Origin of the sequence: Pectobacterium aroidearum, from assembly GCF_015689195.1 — a bacterium.
Taxonomy (GTDB): Bacteria; Pseudomonadota; Gammaproteobacteria; order Enterobacterales; family Enterobacteriaceae; genus Pectobacterium; species Pectobacterium aroidearum.
The window spans coordinates 4,499,223-4,521,214 of the sequence record NZ_CP065044.1 but is presented as its reverse complement, the minus strand read 5'-3'; the positions used below and the strand labels follow the sequence as shown (position 1 = coordinate 4,521,214).

Genomic DNA, 21,992 nt, shown 5'->3' with positions numbered 1-21,992 from the left:
TTTGGTATCATTTCAGGCTGCGTTATTGCGGCATCATACCTGTGGGTATGTGCGGGTATTGTACAGAACACATGATTGTACAGAACGAATGGTGGAGGCACAGCGTGAAGACGGCTGTCAGTAATACAACTCAACAGGTGTTATCAACCTGGCAAAAAAAACGTGGCGCGTTCAGCGCATTTTCCCGTAGCGTGCTGGTTATCCTGCTGTGTACGGCGGGACTAAGTGGAAATGCGTTTGCGGCTCCTGCAACGGCACCGTTATCGACAGAGAATGCTGCTACTGCCTCTCAGCCTGCTGTGGCGTCTCCTGCTGCCCCTGTGACTGCTGATGCACAGGCACCTGCGTCCGCACTCGCGCTGCCTGCCAGTGCGGCACCGGGCACCAATAACCTGATGAAAACCGATTTATCCGTCTGGGGTATGTACCAGCACGCTGATGCCGTGGTGAAAACGGTGATGATCGGCTTACTGCTGGCCTCCGTGATTACCTGGGCGATCTTCTTCAGTAAAAGCGTTGAGATGTCTGGTGCGAAACGCCGCCTGCGCCGTGAATATCTGGCACTGGAACAGGCGAAAACGCTGGATGATGCACTGGAAACGGCGGACGCGTTCAAAACTGGCAGCGTTGCACAGCAACTGCTGGTGGATGCGCAGAACGAACTGGAACTTTCCGCACGTTCTGATGACAACAACGGGATTAAAGAACGTACCGCATTTCGTCTGGAACGTCGCGTGGCGGCTACTGGTCGTCATATGGGGCGTGGTAACGGCTATCTGGCAACGGTCGGTGCGGTTGCGCCATTCGTGGGGCTGTTCGGTACGGTATGGGGCATCATGAACAGCTTCATCGGTATTGCACAGACGCAAACCACCAATCTGGCGGTGGTCGCGCCGGGGATCGCAGAAGCCCTGCTGGCGACGGCGATTGGTCTGGTTGCCGCAATTCCTGCGGTGGTTATCTATAACGTCTTTGCACGTTCGATCGCCAGCTACAAAGCGATGGTCGGCGATGTCGCTGCACAAGTGCTGCTGCTGCAAAGCCGCGATCTCGACGTGGCTGCCAGCAACGACAACCGGGCGTCTTCAGCAGCGCATAAACTGCGGGTGGGTTAAGTCATGGCGATGCATTTGAAGGAGGACGTGAGTGATGACGGTGAAATGCATGACATTAACGTCACGCCGTTCATTGACGTCATGCTGGTTCTGCTGATTATCTTCATGGTGGCGGCACCGCTGGCAACCGTGGACATTCGTGTCGATTTGCCTGCGTCATCGGCAGCGCCGCAGCCGCGACCGGAAAAACCGCTTTATCTGACGGTAAAAGCGGATAAGCAAATGTTTCTGGGAGAAGAGGTCGTTAGCGAGCAGTCGCTGGCTCAGGTGCTGGATGCGAAAACCAGTGCTAACAAAGAAACGACGATCTTCTTTCAGGCAGATAAAAGCGTCGATTATGAAACCATCATGAGCGTGATGGATTCACTGCGTAAAGCGGGCTACCTCAAGGTTGGCTTGGTTGGTGCGGAAACCGCTGCCGCTAAATAACGGTTGAAGGTTGTGTGTTAAGAAGGAATGCGGGATGAATGTCCAAACCGCGTTCCTTTTTTTACGTCTGTAGCTTCTGGATGACGGCAAGGAGCTTTGGGCGTTAAGCCTATGCCCGCGAGTCAGGGTGACGCCAGTGAATCCGTGTCGGGATGTAGCGCCGATCTTCTTCAAGCGGCTGCTGTGCAATCAGGCTGGTTACCATCTCAAAGCTGTTGCGTGCCAGATTTTCACAATCCTGCGCCACGGTATCGATTTTCAACGGTAAACAATCAAACAGATAGTGATCGTCAAAGCAGCATAGTCGGATGCCGCTTTCCATCAGGTTATGTTGGTTCATATAACGCAGCACGCCTTCCATTAGGCCACAGGCGGCGACAAACAGCGCTTTTGGCGGACGACCCAGCGTTGCACACAGTTGGGCAAACATTTCATAACCCGCGCTGGGGTGATAGCTGCCATGAATAATCCATTCCGGCTTGCAGTCGATGCCTGCGCGTGCCAGCCCGAGCTGGAAGCCTTCCAGACGGTGGCGAGTCGGAGAGATTCTCGGCTGGCCGCCAAGGAAATAGAACTCGTCACGATGTTGGCGAGCGATACGTTCGACCATTTCTGCCGTGGATTCTACCGCTTCGGAAATCACCATCGGCAGCGTGGAATCACCAATCACCCGATCAAATTGTATGACAGGTAACTGCTGATTAATTTTCTGATATTCGATATCGCTCAATAGGCTGGAGGCGACAATCAGACCATCGACCTGACGCTGAACCAGACTGTTCACCGCCATCATCTCCTGACTGGCGTTTTCGTCGGTGCAGGCAATCAGCAACTGTAGCCCTGCTTCACGGCACAGCATCTCCAACTCGCGGGAAATCACGGCAAAGCCGTAGTTGGTCATTTCTGGCACCACCAGACCCAGCGTGTTGCTGCGTGAGGAACGCAGCGAACGGGCGTGAATGCTGGGCTGATAACGCTGCTCATGCGCGACGGCCAAAATGCGATCGCGGGTTTCATCAGAAACGCGAAACTCTTTGCTACGTCCGTTAAGTACCAGACTGGCAGTGGATTTTGATACACCGGCCAGCGCGGCGATGTCACTGATTGTTATGCGTTTAGTCGGTTTCACCGCGAGGTCTGCTATCAGAAAAAAGGAAAGTTATTCTATCACGCATGGCGCTAACAGCCAGTGCTGTAGCGTTAATCGCCCAGAGCCGCTGAACGTCATGGTCGCTTCACTTTCTGGGAAATAACGCGCAGACATCACGGCTTCACCGTCGTTGATGAAGATTTCAACGCTGGAGCGATCGCACAGTATCTGCAATTGGCTCAGCTCGCCGCGCCAGTAGCGGTGTTCGGGTTCGCCAGTGCGGCGGTTGCGACGGCTCAGCGTGACGCGTTCTCCATCCCAGCAGAGAACCAACTGAGAGGCGAGGCTGAGCTGGAATTCTCCCTGAACGGTGATAAGGATTTCCGCGCTGTTGGCATGGAGCGGAGAGGCGTAGTCTGCGGCACCATGCCAGGTGTACTGTTGCCTGCGTAGCTGCTGCAGTTCACGCGCGGGACGTTGATAAACACGATCGCCACGCAGCGTGAGCTCGCGTGGGCAGGTCATGGTATGGATCCAGCCGTATTCGATCGTCGGTTCAAAAAATTCATTCTCATCGGGAATCGACATCCAGCCGAACAGCAGGCGTCGCCCGTCTTCGCTCAGCGTGGTTTGTGGGGCATAAAACTCGAAGCCGAGATCCAGTTCGTGGAAGTCCTGATGCGGGTAAGCACCATTGTCGTAATTGAGTGAGCCGATAACATAGCCAGCCTGAAAGGTATTCAGGTAGCGCTCTTCTTCGGCGGGAACGCCTTGCGGACAACAAATCAGTACGTCTTTTCCATCTAACGGGAACAGGTCCGGGCATTCCCACATGTAGCCAAAATCCCCGAGTCCGCCTAGACGGGAACCGGCGATCTCGCCGATCTTTTCCCATGCCAGCAGATCGTCAGAACGGTAGAGCAGCACTTTCCCCTGTAGGTCGAGATCCTGTGCGCCGAGCACCATGTACCAGCGGTCGTCATGACGCCACACTTTGGGATCGCGAACGTGTCCGGTGTAGCCGTCAGGGAGCGTCAGAACCGCTCCCAGTTTGTCATATTCACCGTTAGGATTCTCACGGGCGAGGCACTGAAACGCGGTACGCGAGCCGTCGTCGTATTTCACGTTACCCGTATACATCAGCATGAGCGCTCCCTGATCCACTACGGCAGAACCGGAGTAGCAGCCGTGGCTTTCATAGCTTTCGCTCGGCACCAGTGCGACGGGCTCATGTGTCCAGTTCACCAGATCGGCAGAGCTCCAGTGCCCCCAGAATTTCGCTCCGTGGGCACAAGACAAAGGATTCCACTGATAAAACAGATGGTAACGCCCCTTGTGATGAATAAATCCGTTCGGATCGTTGAGCAGACCAACGCACGGGGACAGATGCCATTCTGGGCGATACGGGTCTTCCTGTTTCCGTGAGTGACCTGACATCAGGGCGTGCGCCATGCGCTTTAATAAGTGGACTTCCTTCATTATTCGCTATCCGTTTTATATTTCAGCAATAAGGACAGGGTAAAGGCGGCACCGAAGGCAATGAACATCCCAATCAGGTAGTTAAGCATCGATCCTCCTTGCACAATGGCCAGACCTGGAAAACCGGTCAGCCCGACGGCCGTCATATTGACGTGATTGAAGACGACCCACGCGCCACCGAGCGCACCGCCAGCCAGTGCAGCCAGGAACGGTTTAATGAAGCGCAGGTTGATACCAAATATCGCGGCTTCAGTGATGCCCAGCAGGCAAGACAGCCCTGCGGGAACGGCAATCGCTCGGGTTTTGGCATCACGCGTTTTGAAGTATACCGCCAGACACGCGCCGCCCTGTGCCACGTTCGCCATTGCCCAAATTGGCAGCAGGAAGTTGACGCCGATATTAGGGTTGCCCAGTAGTCCGGCTTCAATGGCATGGAAGCTGTGATGAACACCGGTGATGACGATGGCGGAATAGAGGCCGCCGAACAGCAATCCGGCCAGCCAGCCCGCGTGAGTAATCAATGTGCTGAGTAAGAAAGAAATACCATCGCCCAGCGCGCGCCCAGCCGGACCGATGATCAACATCGCCACGAAGCCGGAAATGATGACCGTCAGGAAAGGCGTAACGATGATATCCAATGCGTCAGGGACGATTTTACGCAGGCGCTTTTCCACGATGCTCATGAACCAGACGGCCAGCAGGACCGGAAACACGGTACCCTGATAGCCGATCATGGCGATGTCCATGCCGAAAAAATGCATGGTTTGGAAGCCGCCCGCGACGCCCCAGGCGTTGGTCAGCGCTGGATGAGTCAGAATGCCGCCCAGCGTCGCGCCCAGATAGGGGTTACCGCCGAATTCCCGCGCGGCAGTAAAACCGATCAGGATAGGCAAAATGATAAATGCAGCGGAGCTGAACATATCCAGCATTACGAAGATTGCGCTGCTGGCATCGACCCAACCGTAGGTCTTGATCATGCCGAGCAGCCCCATCAACAGACCGGAAGCGATAATCGCCGGCATGATAGGGACGAAGATGTTTGATAGCAGGCGCGCCAGACGTTGCAGTGGGTTCAGCTTTTTCGCTGCGATGGAGGCCGCTTCGGACTTGCTCGATTCGCTGATGCCTGCCGCTTTGATGAACTCGGCATATACCTTGTTAACCAGTCCCGTACCGAAAATAATCTGCATTTGTCCGGCGTTCTGGAAGCAGCCTTTCACGCCGTCAACGTTCTCGATGGCTTTCTTGTCTGCCAAATTGTCGTCATTCAGTACCAGACGCAGACGAGTCGCACAGTGAGCCGCGCTGGCGATATTCTCTTTTCCGCCAAGAAGGGGGATGAGCGCGGCGGCGGTTTTGTTGATATCCATGTTATTCCTCTTTTTCAATCGGATATGCAGTGTCTTTGGCGTCGATTAGCGTGTAATCGACGCCAAGGCCGGGCAAGGGTTAGAACCAGGTTTCCATCTGGATACCGAAGTTCCATTCGCCGCCTGCTTTAAAGCCGGTGGAGCCAAACGTATCTTCACTGGAGTAATTATCCAGTCGTTTATCCCAGTCCATGTAGCTGGCAAACACGCGCAGTTCAGGGCGGCTAAAGAAGTTGCCGATATCGCCAACCTTGAACGTCGGTGCGAAGGTCAATTTGTAGAAGCCGCCGCTCACCTGATTCAGGCTGCGATAGCCGCGCGGATCGAGGTCCATGTATTGATAGCTGCCTTCATAGGCCAGTGCAAAGTTTTCGGTGATTTCCTGAATCAGGCGCGCATTAAACGTTACCCACTCGTAGCTATCGCCGTTGACGTAACGGTCCTTGCTGGTTTGCGCCAGAATGGATGGAGCAAAGCTCCAGGTTTTGTTCAACGCGGTCGTACCGTAAGTCGCAAACCGCCAGGTGTTGGCGTCGTTGGTCAGGTTGCCGTCGGCACCGATGTTCTTCACTTCGCCGCCCAGTCCGTGACCGTAGAGGATCGCGGTTTTCGATGTCCCGTCGCGTAAGCCGTAGAAGCTGTCGCCGTGGTAAGCCACCATGGCGTGATAGCCTTTATCGCCCGCATTGGTATTGGTAACGAAGGTGTTATCGCGGCTTGTACCGGTATTTTGTTTTACATCGTTGTTCTTCGCGGTTAACCCGCTCAGCATGAACTGGAAGGGCCCGACGTAGTTATTCGCGGTAAAGACGTAGTTTTTGATGTCGTTATCCAGCGAGGTAATTTCGCCGAGGCTGCGGCCATACAGCGAGAAGTTACTCTTGGCGCTATCCGCCCATTTCACGTCATAGATCCCGCCGCCGGTGCCCGCGAGGAAGACCACGTCGCTGTCCAGCCAGTGGATATCGAAGTTATCGCGATCGAAGCGTTTACCCGCCCACAGCGTGGTGTCCTTAAAGGCGCCGGTGAAGGTCGGTAATGAACCCAGCTCGACGAAGGCTTCGCGGATATTCAGGTCGCTGGTGGTTGCCGTCCAGTCGTTATAGCTGCGCTGGCCATCCGCCATCATCACCTTGAAGCGAGTGGTCGCACCGTTATCCAGCTTCTGTTTGTGTTCCAGTTTGATCTCGACGTAGGTGTCGTCTTCATTGCCTAAACGACCAATATGTCCGCCAGTCTGACCCGCAGGGGACATGCCCGGCCCGATATCGGTTTTGGAACTGGTGGCGGAATCATTGATCGACAGGCCGGAACGCGCGTAGCCGTGGAATTCAAATCCATCGGCGAATGATTTTTGCTTAGCCAGCGCCGTCGTGCGCTGCTCCACCTGCTGGGTTTTCTGTTCGGTTTGCGTCGTGCGAGTGGCGAGCTGTTGGGTTTGCTTTTCCGCGGCGTCAGCTCTGGCCTCGGCGGCCTGAGCACGGGCTTCCGCCTGTTGCAGGCGTTGCTCCATGGCGTTCAGGCGAGCTTCAATACTATCGGTGTTGGCAGCAGAAACATAAAGCGGGGAGGAGAGTAATAATCCTATCGTCACAGCAAGGTGGCTTGGTTTCATTTTTTCGTTCTCGTCGTGAAGGAGATTTATTGTTTTTGGATTTCTCTTGTTTAGCTAAATTGCTAAACCGGTTTTTCATGAGGAAAATAAAAGCCAGCAGGAGGGTTAGCAAGAAATTTCACTCGCCCGATTCTGTAACTGTGATCCTGACTACAAAACCGGGCGGTAACCGTATTAAACGGAGGGATTAGGGCTGGGCTAAGGGAGCGCGTGCAATTGCTGAGCGTAGGGAAGTGCGGTCATTGCGCCTTTTGCCGTGGTGGCAAGCGCGCCACACCGCTGTGCCTGCGCGATAATCGGATCCCAGCTAAGCGGCTGTGACAGGTCGTCATACTGCGCCAGGCCATGCAGTAAACCGGCAACGAAAGCGTCTCCTGCCCCCGTAGTATCGACAGGGGTCACCGATGGTGCGGCAAAATGTCGTAGTTGGTGGCGATCGTGCAACCAGACGCCTTCGCTGCCTAGCGTCACTAGCAAGAGCTGTGTGGGGTAGCGCTGCATGAACTGCTGAATCCCTGCTTCAACGTCCGGTGTTGAACACAGAAAAGCCAGCTCTTCACGTGACAGCTTCACCACGTCGGCCAGCATCAGCGCCTGTGTCAGGCAGTCGCGCAGTTCCTGCTCGCTTTGCCAGAGATCGTCACGGATATTCGGGTCGAAGCTGACCCGCCCCTGCGCGGCTTTTACCTGCCGCATTGCCTCAAAGGCGGTACTGCGTGAGGGTTCCTGTGAGAGGGCGATAGAGCAGAGGTGCAGCCATTCTCCCCGGTTGAATATCGGTAGATCTTCCGGCTGTAAAAACAGGTCGGCACTCGGGCGTACCATAAATGTGAAGGCTCGTTCCCCTGTTTCATCAAGGCTCACGACCACGGTTGAGGTTCGGTGGAACCTGTCGTGCGCCATGTGATGGATATCGACGTTTTCCTGTTCCAGCACTGTTTTGAGAAAATGGCCAAAAACATCGTCACCGACGCGACCGATAAACGCGCTGTTTCCGCCCAGTCTGGCAATGCCAACGGCGACATTCGCCGGTGCTCCACCGGGGCATTTCAGATAGCGTTCCGCATCTTCCGGGATGAGATCGACAACCGCGTCGCCCATGACCCAAATTCTATTTGCCATAACGTTACTCTTATCAACGAGAATTAGACTGTTTGCTAAAATAGAAGAATCGGTTTAGCTAAGCAATACTCTTCGCTGTAGAGACGCACCCACATCAATAAAACGCACTTTTCCCCATCGCGTTGGTGAAAATTTATGCGATAGTCATCACGTTGCCACGGTCATCGGACTAAATAAAAGGAACTGTCATCCGATAGTTACTGAGCGTGGCTGAATTAATCTGGGATTCAAGCTGCAAAAAGGACGAATGGAGAAGGATATGCATTACCCCACCTCTTTCCGGGGCTACCCCGGTGCGTAATTACAACCTGCTTTGGGGAATATGGGCGTTATGGGCTTTGTTGGTCGCCGCCTGGCTTATTGATATTTATAGCGAATTCCCCCTTCGATATTACGGTCAGGGAGTGGCTGCCGTACTAGCCGCGAGTGTCGCGATCGCATTTTTCTATACTGTTAAAAGGAATAACACGATGTTTTCATTTGATAAAAACAAAAAAGACGCAAAAGAACCGCAAGAGCGCAGTGAAATAAACAGCTCCCCCGCGATCAGCCCATCGAACGAGTTGATTAATTCAGTGAACCCTGTGCGCGTGAAAAAAGACACCTTCATTTCTCAGGGCGCACGCATGACGGGATCTCTGGTGGTGGATGGCAATATCACCGTCGAAGGCCGGGTAGAAGGCGATGTGCAGTGCGATAACACGATTAAAGTGGAGCACACTGGTCAGGTAAATGGCGAAATGAAATCGCAGCAGATCATCATCAATGGTCGCGTTGAAGGACGCATCGCTGCCAGCGTCGTGGCTATTCTGGCGCAGGGAAAAGTATTCGGCGATATCTTCACCGATGAACTCTCCATCGAAAAAGGCGGCGTCTTCACCGGTCAGTCCCACCCGCTGACCCCACCTACGCAGAATCAGGAAAAACAGACCTACGTGGACAAGAAAAAAGAGAAAGCCGCTAAGGCGCCCGCAGAACAAGAAAACGTTGTCGCACTAGCGGGTAATGTGCCAACGGCGTGAGGTCGTCGGGAAAGGCTATTCTGACAGGTAAAATCTATGGATACGGAAGATGTCATCGGTCGGTACTATTTCCAGTATTGGGGAAAAGCCAAAAGATCGGCGGATGCACTGGAGGGGGATGATTATCATCTGCTGCCTTATCACGGTTTGGATGTGGCGGCCTGCGGTTATTTCTTATTAAAGGGAAACTATTTTCAGGCTAACCATGTGCTGCATGAACTGGCATCTGGCGGTGATGATGTCGCCGTATGGTTTGCGTATTTTCTAGCGTGGCACGATATCGGGAAATTTGCCCGTGGTTTTCAGGGCAAATATGTCAACCCAGATTCCCCGTTAGTCCAGTATTCGGGGCAATCTGGGCGTGAAAGGCACGACGATCTGGGCTTCTGGCTATGGACGATGCGTGATGACATCCCCCATTTATTCCCTTTAGGGACGAAAAAGCTCACTTCGGTGGTGAAAAATACGCTGGAGATCTGGCTGAACATTGTTACCGGGCACCACGGCAAACCGGCGGCGGAATGCAAAGGTAGTCTGGCCTTTCATCGTGATGATTATCTGGCGGTAGAACATTACCTGAACGATCTGGAAACGTGCTTTCCCGAAGCGTCTACGTTTCCTGCCTGCTTCTCTGATAAAGGCTGGCGAAACCGGCTGAAGCAGCAAAGCTGGGCGCTAGCTGGCTTGACCGTATTGGCGGATTGGTTGGGCTCGCGCCAGCAGGATTTTCGCTATTGCAGCACGCCGATGCCGCTTGAAACCTACTGGCGTGAATACGCGCTACCGACGGCAGAAAAGGTCGTCTCTCGTTTGCCGCGTACGCTTCCTCCCGACCCCTTTCATACTATCCAACAGCTTTTTCCGTTTATCCAACGGCCAACGCCGCTGCAACAGCAGGCGTTAGAGGCTGATATTTCCGCTGACGGGCCGCAGCTTTTCATTCTGGAAGACGTGACCGGTGCAGGGAAAACGGAAGCGGCGATGATCCTGGCGCATCGGCTGATGGCGCAGCAAAAAGCGAGCGGTATCTATGTCGGCCTGCCGACGATGGCAACGGCGAATGCCATGTACAAACGGCTGGCGAAAGCCTATCGCACATTATATTCACCAGAGCACAATCCCTCGCTGATGCTGGCGCATGGGGCGCGACATATGTCATCAGCCTTTATGCAATCGCTGTGGGAAGGTGATTGTCAGGGGCAGGCACAATATGACAAGGGAGAAAATGCTGCCAGCAAAGACTGCAACATCTGGTTCGCGGACTCGCGTAAGAAAGCACTGCTGGCGGATATCGGCGTGGGTACGCTCGATCAAGCACTGATGGCGGTGATGCCATTTCGCCACCAGTCGCTACGGGTATTGGGGCTACAGAACAAGCTGCTGATTCTGGATGAAGTACATGCGTATGACGCCTACATGAGCAAGCTGATCGAGCTGCTGATTGGCTTTCATGCGCAGCAGGGCGGCAGCGTCATTATCCTCACTGCAACGCTGCCGCTCAACTTGCGTGAAAAGCTGACGCGGGCGTTTTCGCAGGGGATTGCCTGTGAAGTTGCACAACCTGACCCCGATGCGGCTTACCCCTGGTTGACGCAATTAACGCGTGAAGGACTGCGAGAAGTGGCGCTGGAAACGCGGGCGGAAGTAAAACGTGAGGTCAAGATTAGCTGGTTGAATGAGCGGTTGCAGGGCATCGAATGCGTGAAAGCGGCCGTAGCGGCAGGGCAATCGATCTGTTGGATCAGGAATACGGTGGATGATGCTATCGCTGTTTATCGCCAACTTATTGAGTCGGGTATTGCAGAGGAAAATATGTTGCTGTTCCACAGCCGTTTTGCCTTTTGCGATCGGATGGCGATTGAAGAACGGGCGCTGGCGTGGTTTGGCAAAGACAGTATGCCGGATGAGCGTGCCGGTAAGGTACTGATTGCCACGCAGGTTGTCGAGCAGTCGCTGGATATCGATGTGGATAACATGATTAGCGATCTTGCGCCCATCGACCTGCTGATTCAACGCGCAGGGCGACTACAGCGACATATTCGATTTCTCGACGGGCGTCGTAAAACGGAGGCGGACGCTGCGCCGCTAACGGATGAGCGCCCAGCAGCGGTGCTGCATATCATGGCTCCGATCTGGCAGCCGGAAGCGGAGGCTGACTGGCTAGGCGATGAATTGCGTAACAGCGGTTACGTTTATCCCGATCATGCTGCGCTGTGGCGCACACAGGCGATATTACGCGAACACGGTGCGATCAAAATGCCGGAAGCGGCGCGACAGCTGATCAACAGCGTGTATGAAGAACAGAGCGCAGTGCCTACGGATCTGGAAGCGATAGCCAACAAGGTATTGGGTGAACGATACGGTCAGCGTTCAGTTGCGTGTCAGTCATCGTTAGCATTGGTTCACGGTTATTGTGCTCAATCCAGTGAAGCTGGCTGGAGCGATGCGGTGGATATCTCCACCCGTATGGGCGAGGAAACGCTGGATCTGTATCTGGCGTGGAAACCGGAAAACGATGGCGAGCTACCACAGCCTTACGCTGCATCTGACTCTTTCGCCTGGGAACAGAGCCGCGTGCAGGTTCGGTTAAGCTGGTGGCAGAAACGTAAAACCGGATTACCGCTACTGGAAGGGGATGCGCTGGAGCGGTTTCGGCAGCAATTACACCGCCCACAAGCAGAGGTACTGCTGCTGAATCGGGGTGAAACCCATGCGTTTTATAGCGAACGGGTTGGGTTGATGCTATTGGATTCGTGAGAGGAAAGCTGCATTGTGAGGCGTTGTCGCAGTATTCGCCGATAGGTATGAAATGCGCTTTTTTGATGGACTAAAAACTTCCTAGAGTAAACTGTAGACATAAAAAATGGTGTGAAAGCACCAACCAAAGTGACACGCTATGAGATCGCAGATGTGTGGGCGATAAGAGAACTGCTTAATGTTTCTCAACGTGAAATGGCACAAGCTTTGGGAGCCAGCGCTGATATCATCAAAAGTTGGAGTTTGATACCATAATATGACACTATAAAAATAGTGTCATAAAGTGATACCATATCGATATGAACAAACGACACCAAAAAACGCTGTCAGATCTGTTTTCTCGTCCAGTTAATGGTTCAATAAAATGGAGTGACATAGAATCTCTCTTTGTTGCTCTGGGGGCTGAGATTCATGAAAGGGAAGGTTCTAGGATCGCGGTATTGTTGCAAGGTGAGAAAAAAATTTTCCATCGGCCACATCCTAGACCGACCACTGATAAAGGGGCGGTTAACTCCATTCGGATATGGTTAGAAAGTTTAGGAGTAAGACCATGATTAATAAACTTCTTATCGATGGCCATCCTGCCGTTATTGCTTTTGACTCGGAAATTGAAATGTTCCGGGGAGAATTTATTGGCTTGAATGGCGGCGCTGATTTTTACGCCTATAGCGTTGATGAACTGAAAAAAGAAGGGGCAACCTCTCTCGCTATTTTCCTTGATGAATGTCGCCGTGATGGTATTGAACCCTATAAATCCTACAGTGGAAAAGTCACAACGCGCTTGACGCCAGAGCGTCATGCTGCGCTGGCGGTAGCGGCGCAGGCGACCGGAGTTTCCATTAACGAATTGTTAAACGAAGGCGTCGATTTGGTTCTTGAACGACATTCTTAATACTCTTAGGCCACTAAATTGGCGGCCTGACTCGCTATTTTTCTTCTCGCGGTTTGTCCCCGCTGGCGCGGGGAAGTATGAAGCACTTTCGAAATACTCGGTTTATCCCCGTTGGTACGGGGAACGCTAACTCGTTAAATTTAGCATATCGCTAAGTTTTTACCGCCAATTTCACATTCGAAATACTCTTGTGAAAATTTATATCTCTTCTACATTGTTACTTGTTACGTGAATCCGCTTAAAGGAAAGTCCAGAAAGTGGTGTTCAAGTACAAGGCACTGAACACCCATTTAATGGACTAGGTGGCACCTTTATCCTACAAATCAAATAACGCCAGAAGGAATATATAGATTGTTAATTATTCCAGTTATCCCTATTACGGTAAACATCACCGTTCACCAAGCCAAAGCGGAGGCACCGCCGCCGCATCCTGCCTGTAACGCTAAGCCACAAACGTGAGCCATCTCTCTGGCGTCGCGGATTGAATGCGTTAAAAAAGAGGTCGCAGAAGCAGCCTTAATCAGGCTTGCCGCAGGGATGCGGCACACACAGGAGGTACGATGTATTTTTCATTGATTGAAGAACCTTGGTTGCCCGCCGTCTTTGCGGATGGTCGGATGGGTAACATTTCCCCGCAGCAGCTCCCCGACGACAATATTATCGATCTCGCCTGGCCGCGTGCCGATTTGCAGGGGGCGGGCTATCAGCTTCTTATCGGCCTGTTGCAAACCGCCTATGCGCCTGCCGATGACGATGACTGGAGCGAGATCTGGGAAGAAGGACTTGACTCCGACTTTTCGCAAGCGTTAGCCACGCTGGCACCAGCGATGCAGTTTGGCGCACAGAAGCCCGCATTTATGCAGGATTTTGCCACACTCGACAGCGACCCGACGCCAATTTCCGGCCTGTTGATCGATGCCCCCGGCGGCAATACGCTCAAGCTAAATAAAGATCACTTCATCAAGCGCGGTACGCTCAACGCGGTGTGTCCACATTGTGCGGCAATGGCGCTGTTCACGCTACAAACCAATGCGCCATCTGGTGGGCAGGGGCATCGCACCGGAATGCGTGGCGGTGGGCCGATTACCACGCTGCTTATGCCGGAAGCAACCGAGCTGCCGCTTTGGAAAAAGCTCTGGATGAATGTGGTGACGCAGGAGGTGATACCCAAGGGCAAGCCTGATGCCACGGTGTTCCCGTGGTTAGCCGCCACGCCCACCAGCGATGGTGCTCACCCGCCCGTGACGCCAGAAAATGCGCATCGGCTGCAAGCCTATTGGGGCATGCCGCGCCGTATTGAGCTGGATTTCACTGCGCTACAGGCGGGGGAGTGCGATCTGTGCGGCACGAAATCGACCGCATTGCTCACGCAGTATCGTACCAAAAACTACGGCATTCAGTACGACAGCTGGCGGCACCCGCTTACCCCTTATCGTCGAGCGCTGAAAGGCGGCGATGCCCCTTTTCTTTCGGTGAAAGGGCAGCCGGGCGGACTAGCGTACCGTGACTGGTTAGGGCTGATGATTGCGGTGGAAGATAAGCTCAATAACACCTTTCCCGCCACGGTTGTGCACCACAATATCCGGCGGGATGAACTGCGTAGAGACTCTGGGCTGTGGTGTTTTGGCTACGATATGGACAACATGAAGGCGCGTTGTTGGTATGAGCACCACGTCCCGCAATTGTTTGCCTCTGCCCGTTTTCGTGATGATTCCCTTGCGTTGCGTGAATATAAAGAGCATTTGCAACTGGCGGTGGAACTGGCACGAGATAGTGCCACGCTGCTGCGTCAGATGATTAAGGAAGCCTGGTTTTCGCGCCCTAAGGATGCAAAAGGGGATTTCAGCGCCATTGATGTTGCATTCTGGCAGGAAACACAGCCTGATTTTATACGGCTGTATCAGTCGTTAGCTCAGGGTGATGTTCCCGCTGTGGCGCTGAAAACGTGGCAAAAGGCGCTCTATCGTTATCTGTTGGATAACTACGATGCACGTGTGTTTAGCAACCCAGACGAACATCGCGATCTGGCTAAGGCGGCGGGAACGCGGAAAAAGCTGAGTGCGTTTTTCTATAAGCAAAAAGCGGCAGAATCCATTAAACAGATGCAGGAGGCAGTGGATGGCAAACACGGCTGATTTTTTGGTCATCAACAAGGATGACGCAAAAAAGATTAGTGACTGGTTCGATGATCTACAAAATCGCCACAGTGCTGCGGGCAATGGTCGTGCACGTCGGGCAGCGTTGCGCCGTGCTACTCCCCCTTACGGCGTGTTGACCTGTCCGGGGTATCACGCTTTGGCGGGGAAATTGGCCGCAAAGTTGGAAAAGGAACACCGCATTGTGGCGCTGGCGATTTTTGTTTCCGTTGCGGCACATGCGGAGAAAAACATGTTGAAGACCAGCTTCGCCGCGCAGCTAGGTGAAAAGCAGGGCGGCGATCGTCCTTTTCTTTCTCCTTTGCGTTTTGAACGGCTACAGCGGGCGCAAACACCGGAAGAACTGTATCGCCAGCTTTTCCGTGCGGTGCAAATACGCGGCGACGCAGGTGTAAACCTCCCTTCGCTGGCGGACGGCCTTTTCCTCTGGGCGGACGAGTGGCAGGCGCGGCAGGAAAACCGCGCACCGACGATTCATCCTTTGCGGCGCAATGCGGTGCGCTGGGCGTGCGAGTATGCTCAGGCGTCGCAAAACCTCACCGCCGATGAACCAGACACGACAGAAACGTCAACGACAGCCTCAGACAAGGAATAACTGATGACCACTTTTATCCAGCTTCATTTTTTAACCGCTTACCCGTCTTCTAACTTGAACCGTGATGATGCGGGTCGTCCGAAAACGGCAATCGTTGGCGGCGTCGAGCGTTTGCGGGTGTCCTCGCAAAGCCTGAAACGTGCATGGCGTACCTCTGAGGTTTTTGAGTCCGCGATGGACGGCCATATCGGTACCCGCAGTCGCCGCGTAGGGCGCGATATCTACACGGCGCTGATTGCCGGCGGTATGAGTGAAAAGCTGGCCGATGAAGCGGCGAAGAGCATTGCGGAGCAGTTCGGTAAACCGAAAAAAGAAGAAAAAGGCAGTAAAGATCCGCTGGAAAAATACGATATCGAACAGCTTGCTCACTTCAGCGTGCGGGAAAGGGCGTTGATCGATCAACTGGTTGCTCGTCTGATCGCAGAATCACGTAAGCCGAATAGCGAAGAACTAAAGCTACTGCGTAAGGATGCCACGAGTGTCGATATCGCGCTGTTTGGTCGGATGCTGGCCGCCGAGCCGGAATTCAATGTTGAAGCGGCCTGTCAGGTGGCACACGCGCTGGGCGTGAGTGCCGTCACCATCGAAGATGATTTCTTCACGGCGGTGGATGATCTGAATACGTCAGCCGACAGCGGATCGGCACACATGGGCGAGCAGAGCTTTGCCTCGGCACTGTTCTATCACTATGTTTGCATTAACCGCGATCTGCTGCTGGAAAATCTGAATCATGATGAAGCGCTGGTGGCACGTACCCTGCGTGCGTTGACGGAAACGGCGCTGACCGTATCGCCGGGCGGCAAGCAGAACAGCTTTGCTAGCCGAGCGCTGGCAACTTATGCGCTGGCAGAAAAGGGAAGCGAGCAGCCGCGCACCTTGTCGGTCGCGTTTTTCAAGCCCATCCGCAATGACGATCAGGTCAATGATGCTATCGATCTGTTGCGTAAACAAAAAACCAAATTTGACCGGGTGTACGCCTCTGCGGGTAGCGTTCCTTTCTATGAACTGAACGTGGAAGCGGAAAGCGAAGGCGGTTCGCTGCAAGGGTTACTGGATTTCATCAGCCAGTAGGGGCGTGATATGGATAACTATCTGGTATTCCAGATCTATGCCCCACTGGTGTCGTGGGGGGAAGTGGCGGTTGGTGAGGTGCGCCATACCTCGACGGTGCCTAGCCGTTCGGCGTTGCTGGGGCTGCTGGCAGCGGCGCTGGGGATCCGGCGTGACGATCGAGCCGCGCTGACAGTTTTTAATCAGCATTACCATGTGGCGGTGAGGCCGCTTTCCGATCGTGAAACCTGGCTGAATGACTACCATACGGTGCAGATGCCGAAAGAAAACCGCAAAGTGCCGCGTTATACAAGGCGTGATGAACTGCGGCCGGAGGCGGGACAATCGCTCGAAACCATGCTGACCTCACGCGAATACCGCTGTGATGCCTATTATCACATCGCCATTAGTGCCACGCTGGATGCACCTTACTCGTTAAGTGCGCTGCGAGAGGCGTTGCTATCACCGGTGTTTACGCTCTATTTCGGGCGTAAAAGTTGTCCGCCTGCGGTGCCGTTAGCACCACACCTGTTTACTGGCTCGCTTGCTGAGGTGTGGCAGTTAGCCAAGCAGACACCCGCACTGAATGACCCCGCATTAGAGATAATCGGTCATGCCGAAGGTGTGTGCTACTGGGAACAGGAAAGCGACACGGGGCTAACGCCGCAGTATCAGGTTTCACGCAACGATCAGCCTGCCGATCGGCGGCGCTGGCAGTTTACCTCCCGCGTGCAATATGTCGGCAGTGAAAAGGGAGAGGAATGATGTATTTTTCCAGAATAACGCTGCAACTCAATGCGTTGCCGCGCGTCATGGCGGAGAAACGGCTGCATGCAGGGGGCTATGCCAGCCACCAGTGGCTTTGGCAGCTCTTCCCCGATCAGTCGCAGCGGTCATTCTTATTCCGCGAAGACGCGCATGAAACCAAAAGCTTATTTTATCTGCTCTCCGAACAGGCTCCGCAGGCGGGTCACAACCTGTTTCAGGTGGAAACCAAACTGTATCAGCCGCAGTGGCATAACGGCATGGCGTTGGCGTTTTCGTTGCGCGCTAATCCGGTGGTCACGCGGGACGGCAAACGTAGCGATGTGCTGATGGATGCGCGTCATCAGGCGAAAGCCGTCGGACTATCTGGTGTAGAACTGTGGCAACATCAGCAACAGCGTGCTCATGAATGGCTGGTGCGCCAAGGGGAAAACGCGGGCTTCACGGTGTCGTCGTGCCGGGTTGATGGGTATCAACGCCACCGCCTGAACAAGCCCGGCCAGTCGACAGCGATTATGTTCAGCACTGTGGATTATGACGGGGTACTCCATATTACGGATGCTGAACGCTTTGCAATGGCTGCCCGACAAGGATTAGGGAAAAGCAAAGCATTGGGGTGTGGCCTGCTGTTATTGAAACGGGCATAGCCTGCCTCGTTACAGGGAGAGTTGATCATGTATGTTCCGCTTAACCCGATCCCACTCAAGGATCGGGTTTCACTCATCTTTCTGCAATACGGGCAGATTGATGTTATCGACGGTGCGTTTGTACTGGTGGATAAAACCGGTGTGCGCACACATATTCCCGTTGGCTCGGTGGCCTGCATTATGTTGGAGCCGGGTACACGAGTTTCTCATGCGGCCGTGAAACTGGCGGCAACGGTTGGGACGCTGCTGGTATGGGTCGGCGAAGCGGGCGTACGGTTGTATGCGTCTGGTCAGCCCGGCGGCGCGCGGTCGGACAAATTGCTCTATCAGGCTAAGCTGGCGCTGGATGAGGATCTGCGTCTTAAAGTGGTGCGCAAAATGTTTGAGCTCCGATTTGGTGAACCTGCACCGAGCCGCCGTTCGGTCGATCAGCTCCGAGGGATTGAGGGTGCCCGCGTGCGTCAAACCTATACGCTGTTGGCACAGCAGTACGGTGTGAAATGGAATGGCCGCCGCTACGACCCGAAAGACTGGGAACGGGGCGATAAGGTTAACCAGTGCATTAGCGCGGCGACGTCCTGCCTGTACGGTATTACGGAAGCGGCGGTATTGGCGGCGGGTTACGCCCCTGCGATCGGGTTTGTCCACAGCGGCAAACCGCTCTCTTTTGTTTACGACATTGCCGACATCATCAAATTCGAGGGTGTGGTGGCGAAAGCGTTTGAAATTGCAGCTCGTAACCCTGCCGAACCGGATCGTGAAGTACGGCTTGCCTGTCGTGATATTTTCCGCAGCCAGAAAACGCTGAGCAAACTAATTCCCCTGATTGAAGAGGTGTTGTCTGCGGGTGGCATTACGCCGCCGCTACCGCCGGATGATGCACAGCCGCCTGCGATCCCTGAACCGAAGCCGTTTGGCGACAGCGGCCACCGGGGGCAGGGTTAAATGAGCATGCTGGTGGTTGTGACGGAGAATGTCCCACTACGTTTGCGTGGCAGATTGGCGGTGTGGTTACTGGAAGTCCGTGCGGGAGTGTATGTCGGTGATACTTCACAGCGGGTGAGAGAGATGGTCTGGCAGCAGATTATTGAACTGGCGGAGCAGGGCAACGTTGTGATGGCGTGGGCGACCAATACGGAGTCTGGTTTTGAGTTCCAAACGTGGGGAGAAAACCGCCGAATGCCGGTAGATCTGGACGGTCTGCGGTTAGTCTCTTTTTCACCTATTGAAAATCAATAAGTTAGCGATCTTTAACAACATGGAAAAATCGGTAGAATTTTTTATGCCGAAAAAAGTGTTATAAAACAACTCTCTAATTTTAGAGTGTTCCCCGCGCCAGCGGGGATAAACCGTATGGGTAAATGGGTAAACGGTGTCAAGTCATGTGTTCCCCGCGCCAGCGGGGATAAACCGCGCAATAGCGTATGAGGCGCAGTGGCGGAGAGGTGTTCCCCGCGCCAGCGGGGATAAACCGGATAGTTCGGCGTCACTCAGGAATAGTGCGGCGTGTTCCCCGCGCCAGCGGGGATAAACCGGCATCCCAAACGTTTCTCGACAGAAATGCAGCGTGTTCCCCGCGCCAGCGGGGATAAACCGCTTCCAGCCGGCTGTCATATTGATAGCTTCTCGTGTTCCCCGCGCCAGCGGGGATAAACCGCGCAGCCGCCGCCTCATCCCATGATTTTTGTGGTGTTCCCCGCGCCAGCGGGGATAAACCGGTCGTTGAATATCTTATCCTCAGAGCGGGATTGTGTTCCCCGCGCCAGCGGGGATAAACCGGTCATCACTTTTGTCTTCTTTGCGGCGCGCCTGTGTTCCCCGCGCCAGCGGGGATAAACCGTCATTCACATCCTGTTTATCGAATGCACCCCAGTGTTCCCCGCGCCAGCGGGGATAAACCGAAATCAATGACACTGCTCTCTGATGTATTGCTGTGTTCCCCGCGCCAGCGGGGATAAACCGACTCTTTCAGGCGGTAATTGATACACGATATCGTGTTCCCCGCGCCAGCGGGGATAAACCGTAGGCCTTCGGTGCAGGTATCACGCCGCTGGAGTGTTCCCCGCGCCAGCGGGGATAAACCGGGAGATAGCTTATTTCTGACGTGTGACCCTTTGTGTTCCCCGCGCCAGCGGGGATAAACCGCGTTTGAGTGATGCGGGCGGTAGTTGTCTGACGTGTTCCCCGCGCCAGCGGGGATAAACCGGCGGTCAATATCGCCCGGGCTGGATCAGAGCAGTGTTCCCCGCGCCAGCGGGGATAAACCGACAATATGGATGGAGCATGATGATTTTTACAAGTGTTCCCCGCGCCAGCGGGGATAAACCGCCCTGACAGCGTAGTGCGCCACACCTTCGGCCGTGTTCCCCGCGCCAGCGGGGATAAACCGAACTGCGGTGACTGCGTTCATATCAGGCGCTGGTGTTCCCCGCGCCAGCGGGGATAAACCGTCAGCCGCATCAGCGAACACTATCGCACTGGAGTGTTCCCCGCGCCAGCGGGGATAAACCGGGGAGAAAACTCGGAAATATAAAGCCGAGGCCGTGTTCCCCGCGCCAGCGGGGATAAACCGCCATTATCACCGGCAACCAGAGCGCCTTCCCCAGTGTTCCCCGCGCCAGCGGGGATAAACCGGGCGATGCGGCCGAGCTGGCAGAAAATGAGATGTATTCCCCGCGTCAGCGGGGATGAACCGTAGGGCATAACAGAGGCACTAAAGACGCTGCTGTGTTCCCCGCGCTAGCGGGGATAAACCCTAGTCCGTGGAAGCGGCTAAAGGATTAGCTGTTCTGGTTCGCAGTGGTACAGCTTAGCCAGTTTTTCTCGGGTGCGTTTCTGCGGCCTTGAATCTGGGGATTCAAGCTGAGAGACGGCTGCTTGGGTCATGCCAAGCGCGGTTGCAACTTCTTGCTGAGAAAAGCCTCTGAAAATTCTCCAGGCTGCCTGTAAGCTGACGTCTTGATCAATGTGGATGCTAACCACTTCGTGAGGAATAGAGACGTCATCCTCTGCGCCATGATCGTAGGGAATGCTCTCATAGAGGGCGGGATCGTCAGCATTTTCAATAAGTTTCTGATATAACTCATACGGAACAACAGCATATTCAGGTTTACCGCTTTTATCCCGAATGACTTGTATGCTCATAGTGTATTGCTCCAACATTTTCTTTCGATGGGTGAAAATCAGATGTGGTGTAAAGAAGGATGCGCTTTCCTTCTTAGTATGTCGTCGTTGTCCTACGCTTGACTTCAAGTATCTCGCACACCTGTGGTATTTCGTTGATTAGTTCAAAGATAATGCGGTAATCCCCAACCCGTAGCCGATATTGTTTACCAGACGATTCGAGTTTTTTCAGGTCCAGATTCACATCTGGAAATGTACTCAGCTCGCCCACTTTTTCTTTGATTCGTTTTCGATATCTGGTGTCAATGGTGCCGAGTTGTTTTAATGCCCGTTTTGACCAACTAATCTTAAGCATGCATCCCTCAAACGAAACCCTTCCCTGATATAAGTTAATTATAAGACAATTTAAGGGTTGTGTTCATTTTTCTTATTTTTTGTTGATGATTATGCTGTTCCTTCAGGGACAAATCGCGGGAATTTGACGTTGGATCAGAGCCATATACGTATTCCCCGCGCCAGCGGGGATAAACCGCGATTGATGATCGACTCGCAGAAATCGCCGCCGTGTTCCCCGCGCTAGCGGGGATAAACCGTAGGAGTTATCGCTATCATGAATATCAGTACGGTGTTCCCTGCGCCAGCGGGGATAAACCGGTAATCAAATTCCCCGGACCTGAGTCGGGGCAGTATTCCCCGCGTCAGCGGGGATGAACGGTTATACCCCTTGTTGCATGTTGGTCTACATGTTCCCCGCATGGGCCAAAT

General features: G+C 53.9%; 21 protein-coding genes and 1 CRISPR repeat array. Of the genes, 14 read left to right on the top strand and 7 right to left on the bottom strand.

What is annotated here, in order from left to right:
• Positions 1 to 104: 104 nt before the first annotated feature.
• Positions 105 to 1,115: a tol-pal system-associated acyl-CoA thioesterase gene (gene exbB / locus I2D83_RS20135; protein WP_181845784.1), complete on the top strand. Its 1,011-nt coding sequence runs from the start codon at positions 105 to 107 to the stop codon at positions 1,113 to 1,115.
• Between the two features lie 3 nt (positions 1,116 to 1,118).
• Positions 1,119 to 1,544 (top strand): TonB system transport protein ExbD, encoded by a 426-nt coding sequence (gene exbD, locus I2D83_RS20130; RefSeq protein WP_010280259.1) that lies wholly within the window; start codon positions 1,119 to 1,121, stop codon positions 1,542 to 1,544.
• Positions 1,545 to 1,653: 109 nt separating this feature from the next.
• On the opposite strand, the gene I2D83_RS20125 is transcribed toward exbD, so the two are convergent.
• The 5 genes from I2D83_RS20125 to I2D83_RS20105 form a co-directional block, all read right to left on the bottom strand.
• On the bottom strand, positions 1,654 to 2,673 hold the full coding sequence (locus I2D83_RS20125) for a LacI family DNA-binding transcriptional regulator (RefSeq protein ID WP_181829955.1): 1,020 nt from the start codon (positions 2,671 to 2,673) through the stop codon (positions 1,654 to 1,656).
• A 30-nt stretch (positions 2,674 to 2,703) separates the two neighbouring features.
• Positions 2,704 to 4,113 (bottom strand): glycoside hydrolase family 32 protein, encoded by a 1,410-nt coding sequence (locus I2D83_RS20120; RefSeq protein ID WP_205947207.1) that lies wholly within the window; start codon positions 4,111 to 4,113, stop codon positions 2,704 to 2,706.
• Positions 4,113 to 5,483 (bottom strand): sucrose-specific PTS transporter subunit IIBC, encoded by a 1,371-nt coding sequence (locus tag I2D83_RS20115; protein WP_012773065.1) that lies wholly within the window; start codon positions 5,481 to 5,483, stop codon positions 4,113 to 4,115. The genes I2D83_RS20120 and I2D83_RS20115 overlap by 1 nt, the downstream gene beginning before the upstream one ends.
• 79 nt (positions 5,484 to 5,562) lie before the next feature.
• Positions 5,563 to 7,098 carry a carbohydrate porin gene (locus I2D83_RS20110; protein WP_205947206.1) on the bottom strand — a complete coding sequence of 512 codons (1,536 nt, stop codon included), beginning with the start codon at positions 7,096 to 7,098 and terminating at the stop codon, positions 5,563 to 5,565.
• A gap of 198 nt (positions 7,099 to 7,296) precedes the next feature.
• Complete coding sequence (locus I2D83_RS20105) at positions 7,297 to 8,220, bottom strand: aminoimidazole riboside kinase (RefSeq protein ID WP_205947205.1); 924 nt, start codon at positions 8,218 to 8,220, stop codon at positions 7,297 to 7,299.
• Between the two features lie 470 nt (positions 8,221 to 8,690).
• Between I2D83_RS20105 and I2D83_RS20100 the strand changes: the two genes are divergently transcribed.
• The 12 genes from I2D83_RS20100 to cas2e all read left to right on the top strand — a co-directional run bounded on the left by I2D83_RS20100 (position 8,691) and on the right by cas2e (position 19,343).
• A complete protein-coding gene (locus I2D83_RS20100) occupies positions 8,691 to 9,242 on the top strand; it encodes a bactofilin family protein (RefSeq protein WP_181829950.1) in 552 nt (183 codons plus the stop codon).
• A gap of 36 nt (positions 9,243 to 9,278) precedes the next feature.
• A complete protein-coding gene (gene cas3 / locus I2D83_RS20095; RefSeq protein WP_205947204.1) occupies positions 9,279 to 11,999 on the top strand; it encodes a CRISPR-associated helicase Cas3' in 2,721 nt (906 codons plus the stop codon).
• Positions 12,000 to 12,110: 111 nt separating this feature from the next.
• On the top strand, positions 12,111 to 12,254 hold the full coding sequence (gene nadS, locus I2D83_RS22455; protein ID WP_420851260.1) for a NadS family protein: 144 nt from the start codon (positions 12,111 to 12,113) through the stop codon (positions 12,252 to 12,254).
• Between the two features lie 44 nt (positions 12,255 to 12,298).
• On the top strand, positions 12,299 to 12,553 hold the full coding sequence (locus tag I2D83_RS20090; protein WP_181845790.1) for a type II toxin-antitoxin system HicA family toxin: 255 nt from the start codon (positions 12,299 to 12,301) through the stop codon (positions 12,551 to 12,553).
• Positions 12,550 to 12,891 (top strand): type II toxin-antitoxin system HicB family antitoxin, encoded by a 342-nt coding sequence (locus I2D83_RS20085; RefSeq protein ID WP_181845791.1) that lies wholly within the window; start codon positions 12,550 to 12,552, stop codon positions 12,889 to 12,891. Before I2D83_RS20090 ends, I2D83_RS20085 begins: the two co-directional genes overlap by 4 nt.
• A 560-nt stretch (positions 12,892 to 13,451) precedes the next feature.
• On the top strand, positions 13,452 to 15,026 hold the full coding sequence (casA, locus tag I2D83_RS20080) for a type I-E CRISPR-associated protein Cse1/CasA (protein ID WP_205947203.1): 1,575 nt from the start codon (positions 13,452 to 13,454) through the stop codon (positions 15,024 to 15,026).
• Positions 15,010 to 15,642, top strand: a complete 633-nt coding sequence (gene casB / locus I2D83_RS20075) for a type I-E CRISPR-associated protein Cse2/CasB (RefSeq protein WP_205947202.1) — start codon at positions 15,010 to 15,012, stop codon at positions 15,640 to 15,642. The genes casA and casB overlap by 17 nt, the downstream gene beginning before the upstream one ends.
• A 3-nt stretch (positions 15,643 to 15,645) precedes the next feature.
• Positions 15,646 to 16,713, top strand: coding sequence for a type I-E CRISPR-associated protein Cas7/Cse4/CasC (gene cas7e / locus I2D83_RS20070; RefSeq protein WP_180778445.1), 1,068 nt, complete (start codon positions 15,646 to 15,648; stop codon positions 16,711 to 16,713).
• Between the two features lie 9 nt (positions 16,714 to 16,722).
• Positions 16,723 to 17,457 carry a type I-E CRISPR-associated protein Cas5/CasD gene (gene cas5e, locus I2D83_RS20065; RefSeq protein WP_205947201.1) on the top strand — a complete coding sequence of 245 codons (735 nt, stop codon included), beginning with the start codon at positions 16,723 to 16,725 and terminating at the stop codon, positions 17,455 to 17,457.
• On the top strand, positions 17,457 to 18,104 hold the full coding sequence (cas6e, locus tag I2D83_RS20060) for a type I-E CRISPR-associated protein Cas6/Cse3/CasE (protein WP_181848365.1): 648 nt from the start codon (positions 17,457 to 17,459) through the stop codon (positions 18,102 to 18,104). Before cas5e ends, cas6e begins: the two co-directional genes overlap by 1 nt.
• Before the next feature lie 24 nt (positions 18,105 to 18,128).
• Positions 18,129 to 19,049, top strand: coding sequence for a type I-E CRISPR-associated endonuclease Cas1e (gene cas1e, locus I2D83_RS20055; protein ID WP_181830007.1), 921 nt, complete (start codon positions 18,129 to 18,131; stop codon positions 19,047 to 19,049).
• A complete protein-coding gene (gene cas2e, locus I2D83_RS20050) occupies positions 19,050 to 19,343 on the top strand; it encodes a type I-E CRISPR-associated endoribonuclease Cas2e (protein ID WP_180778443.1) in 294 nt (97 codons plus the stop codon).
• A gap of 84 nt (positions 19,344 to 19,427) precedes the next feature.
• A CRISPR array of direct repeats spans positions 19,428 to 20,860; the repeat unit is 29 nt; unit sequence GTGTTCCCCGCGCCAGCGGGGATAAACCG.
• 16 nt (positions 20,861 to 20,876) lie between these two features.
• Here cas2e and I2D83_RS20045 read toward each other — a convergent pair.
• Both I2D83_RS20045 and I2D83_RS20040 read right to left on the bottom strand, forming a co-directional pair.
• Positions 20,877 to 21,248 (bottom strand): helix-turn-helix domain-containing protein, encoded by a 372-nt coding sequence (locus I2D83_RS20045; protein WP_180778943.1) that lies wholly within the window; start codon positions 21,246 to 21,248, stop codon positions 20,877 to 20,879.
• Between the two features lie 73 nt (positions 21,249 to 21,321).
• Positions 21,322 to 21,582 (bottom strand): type II toxin-antitoxin system RelE family toxin, encoded by a 261-nt coding sequence (locus I2D83_RS20040; RefSeq protein ID WP_180778942.1) that lies wholly within the window; start codon positions 21,580 to 21,582, stop codon positions 21,322 to 21,324.
• Between the last annotated feature and the right edge of the window lie 410 nt (positions 21,583 to 21,992).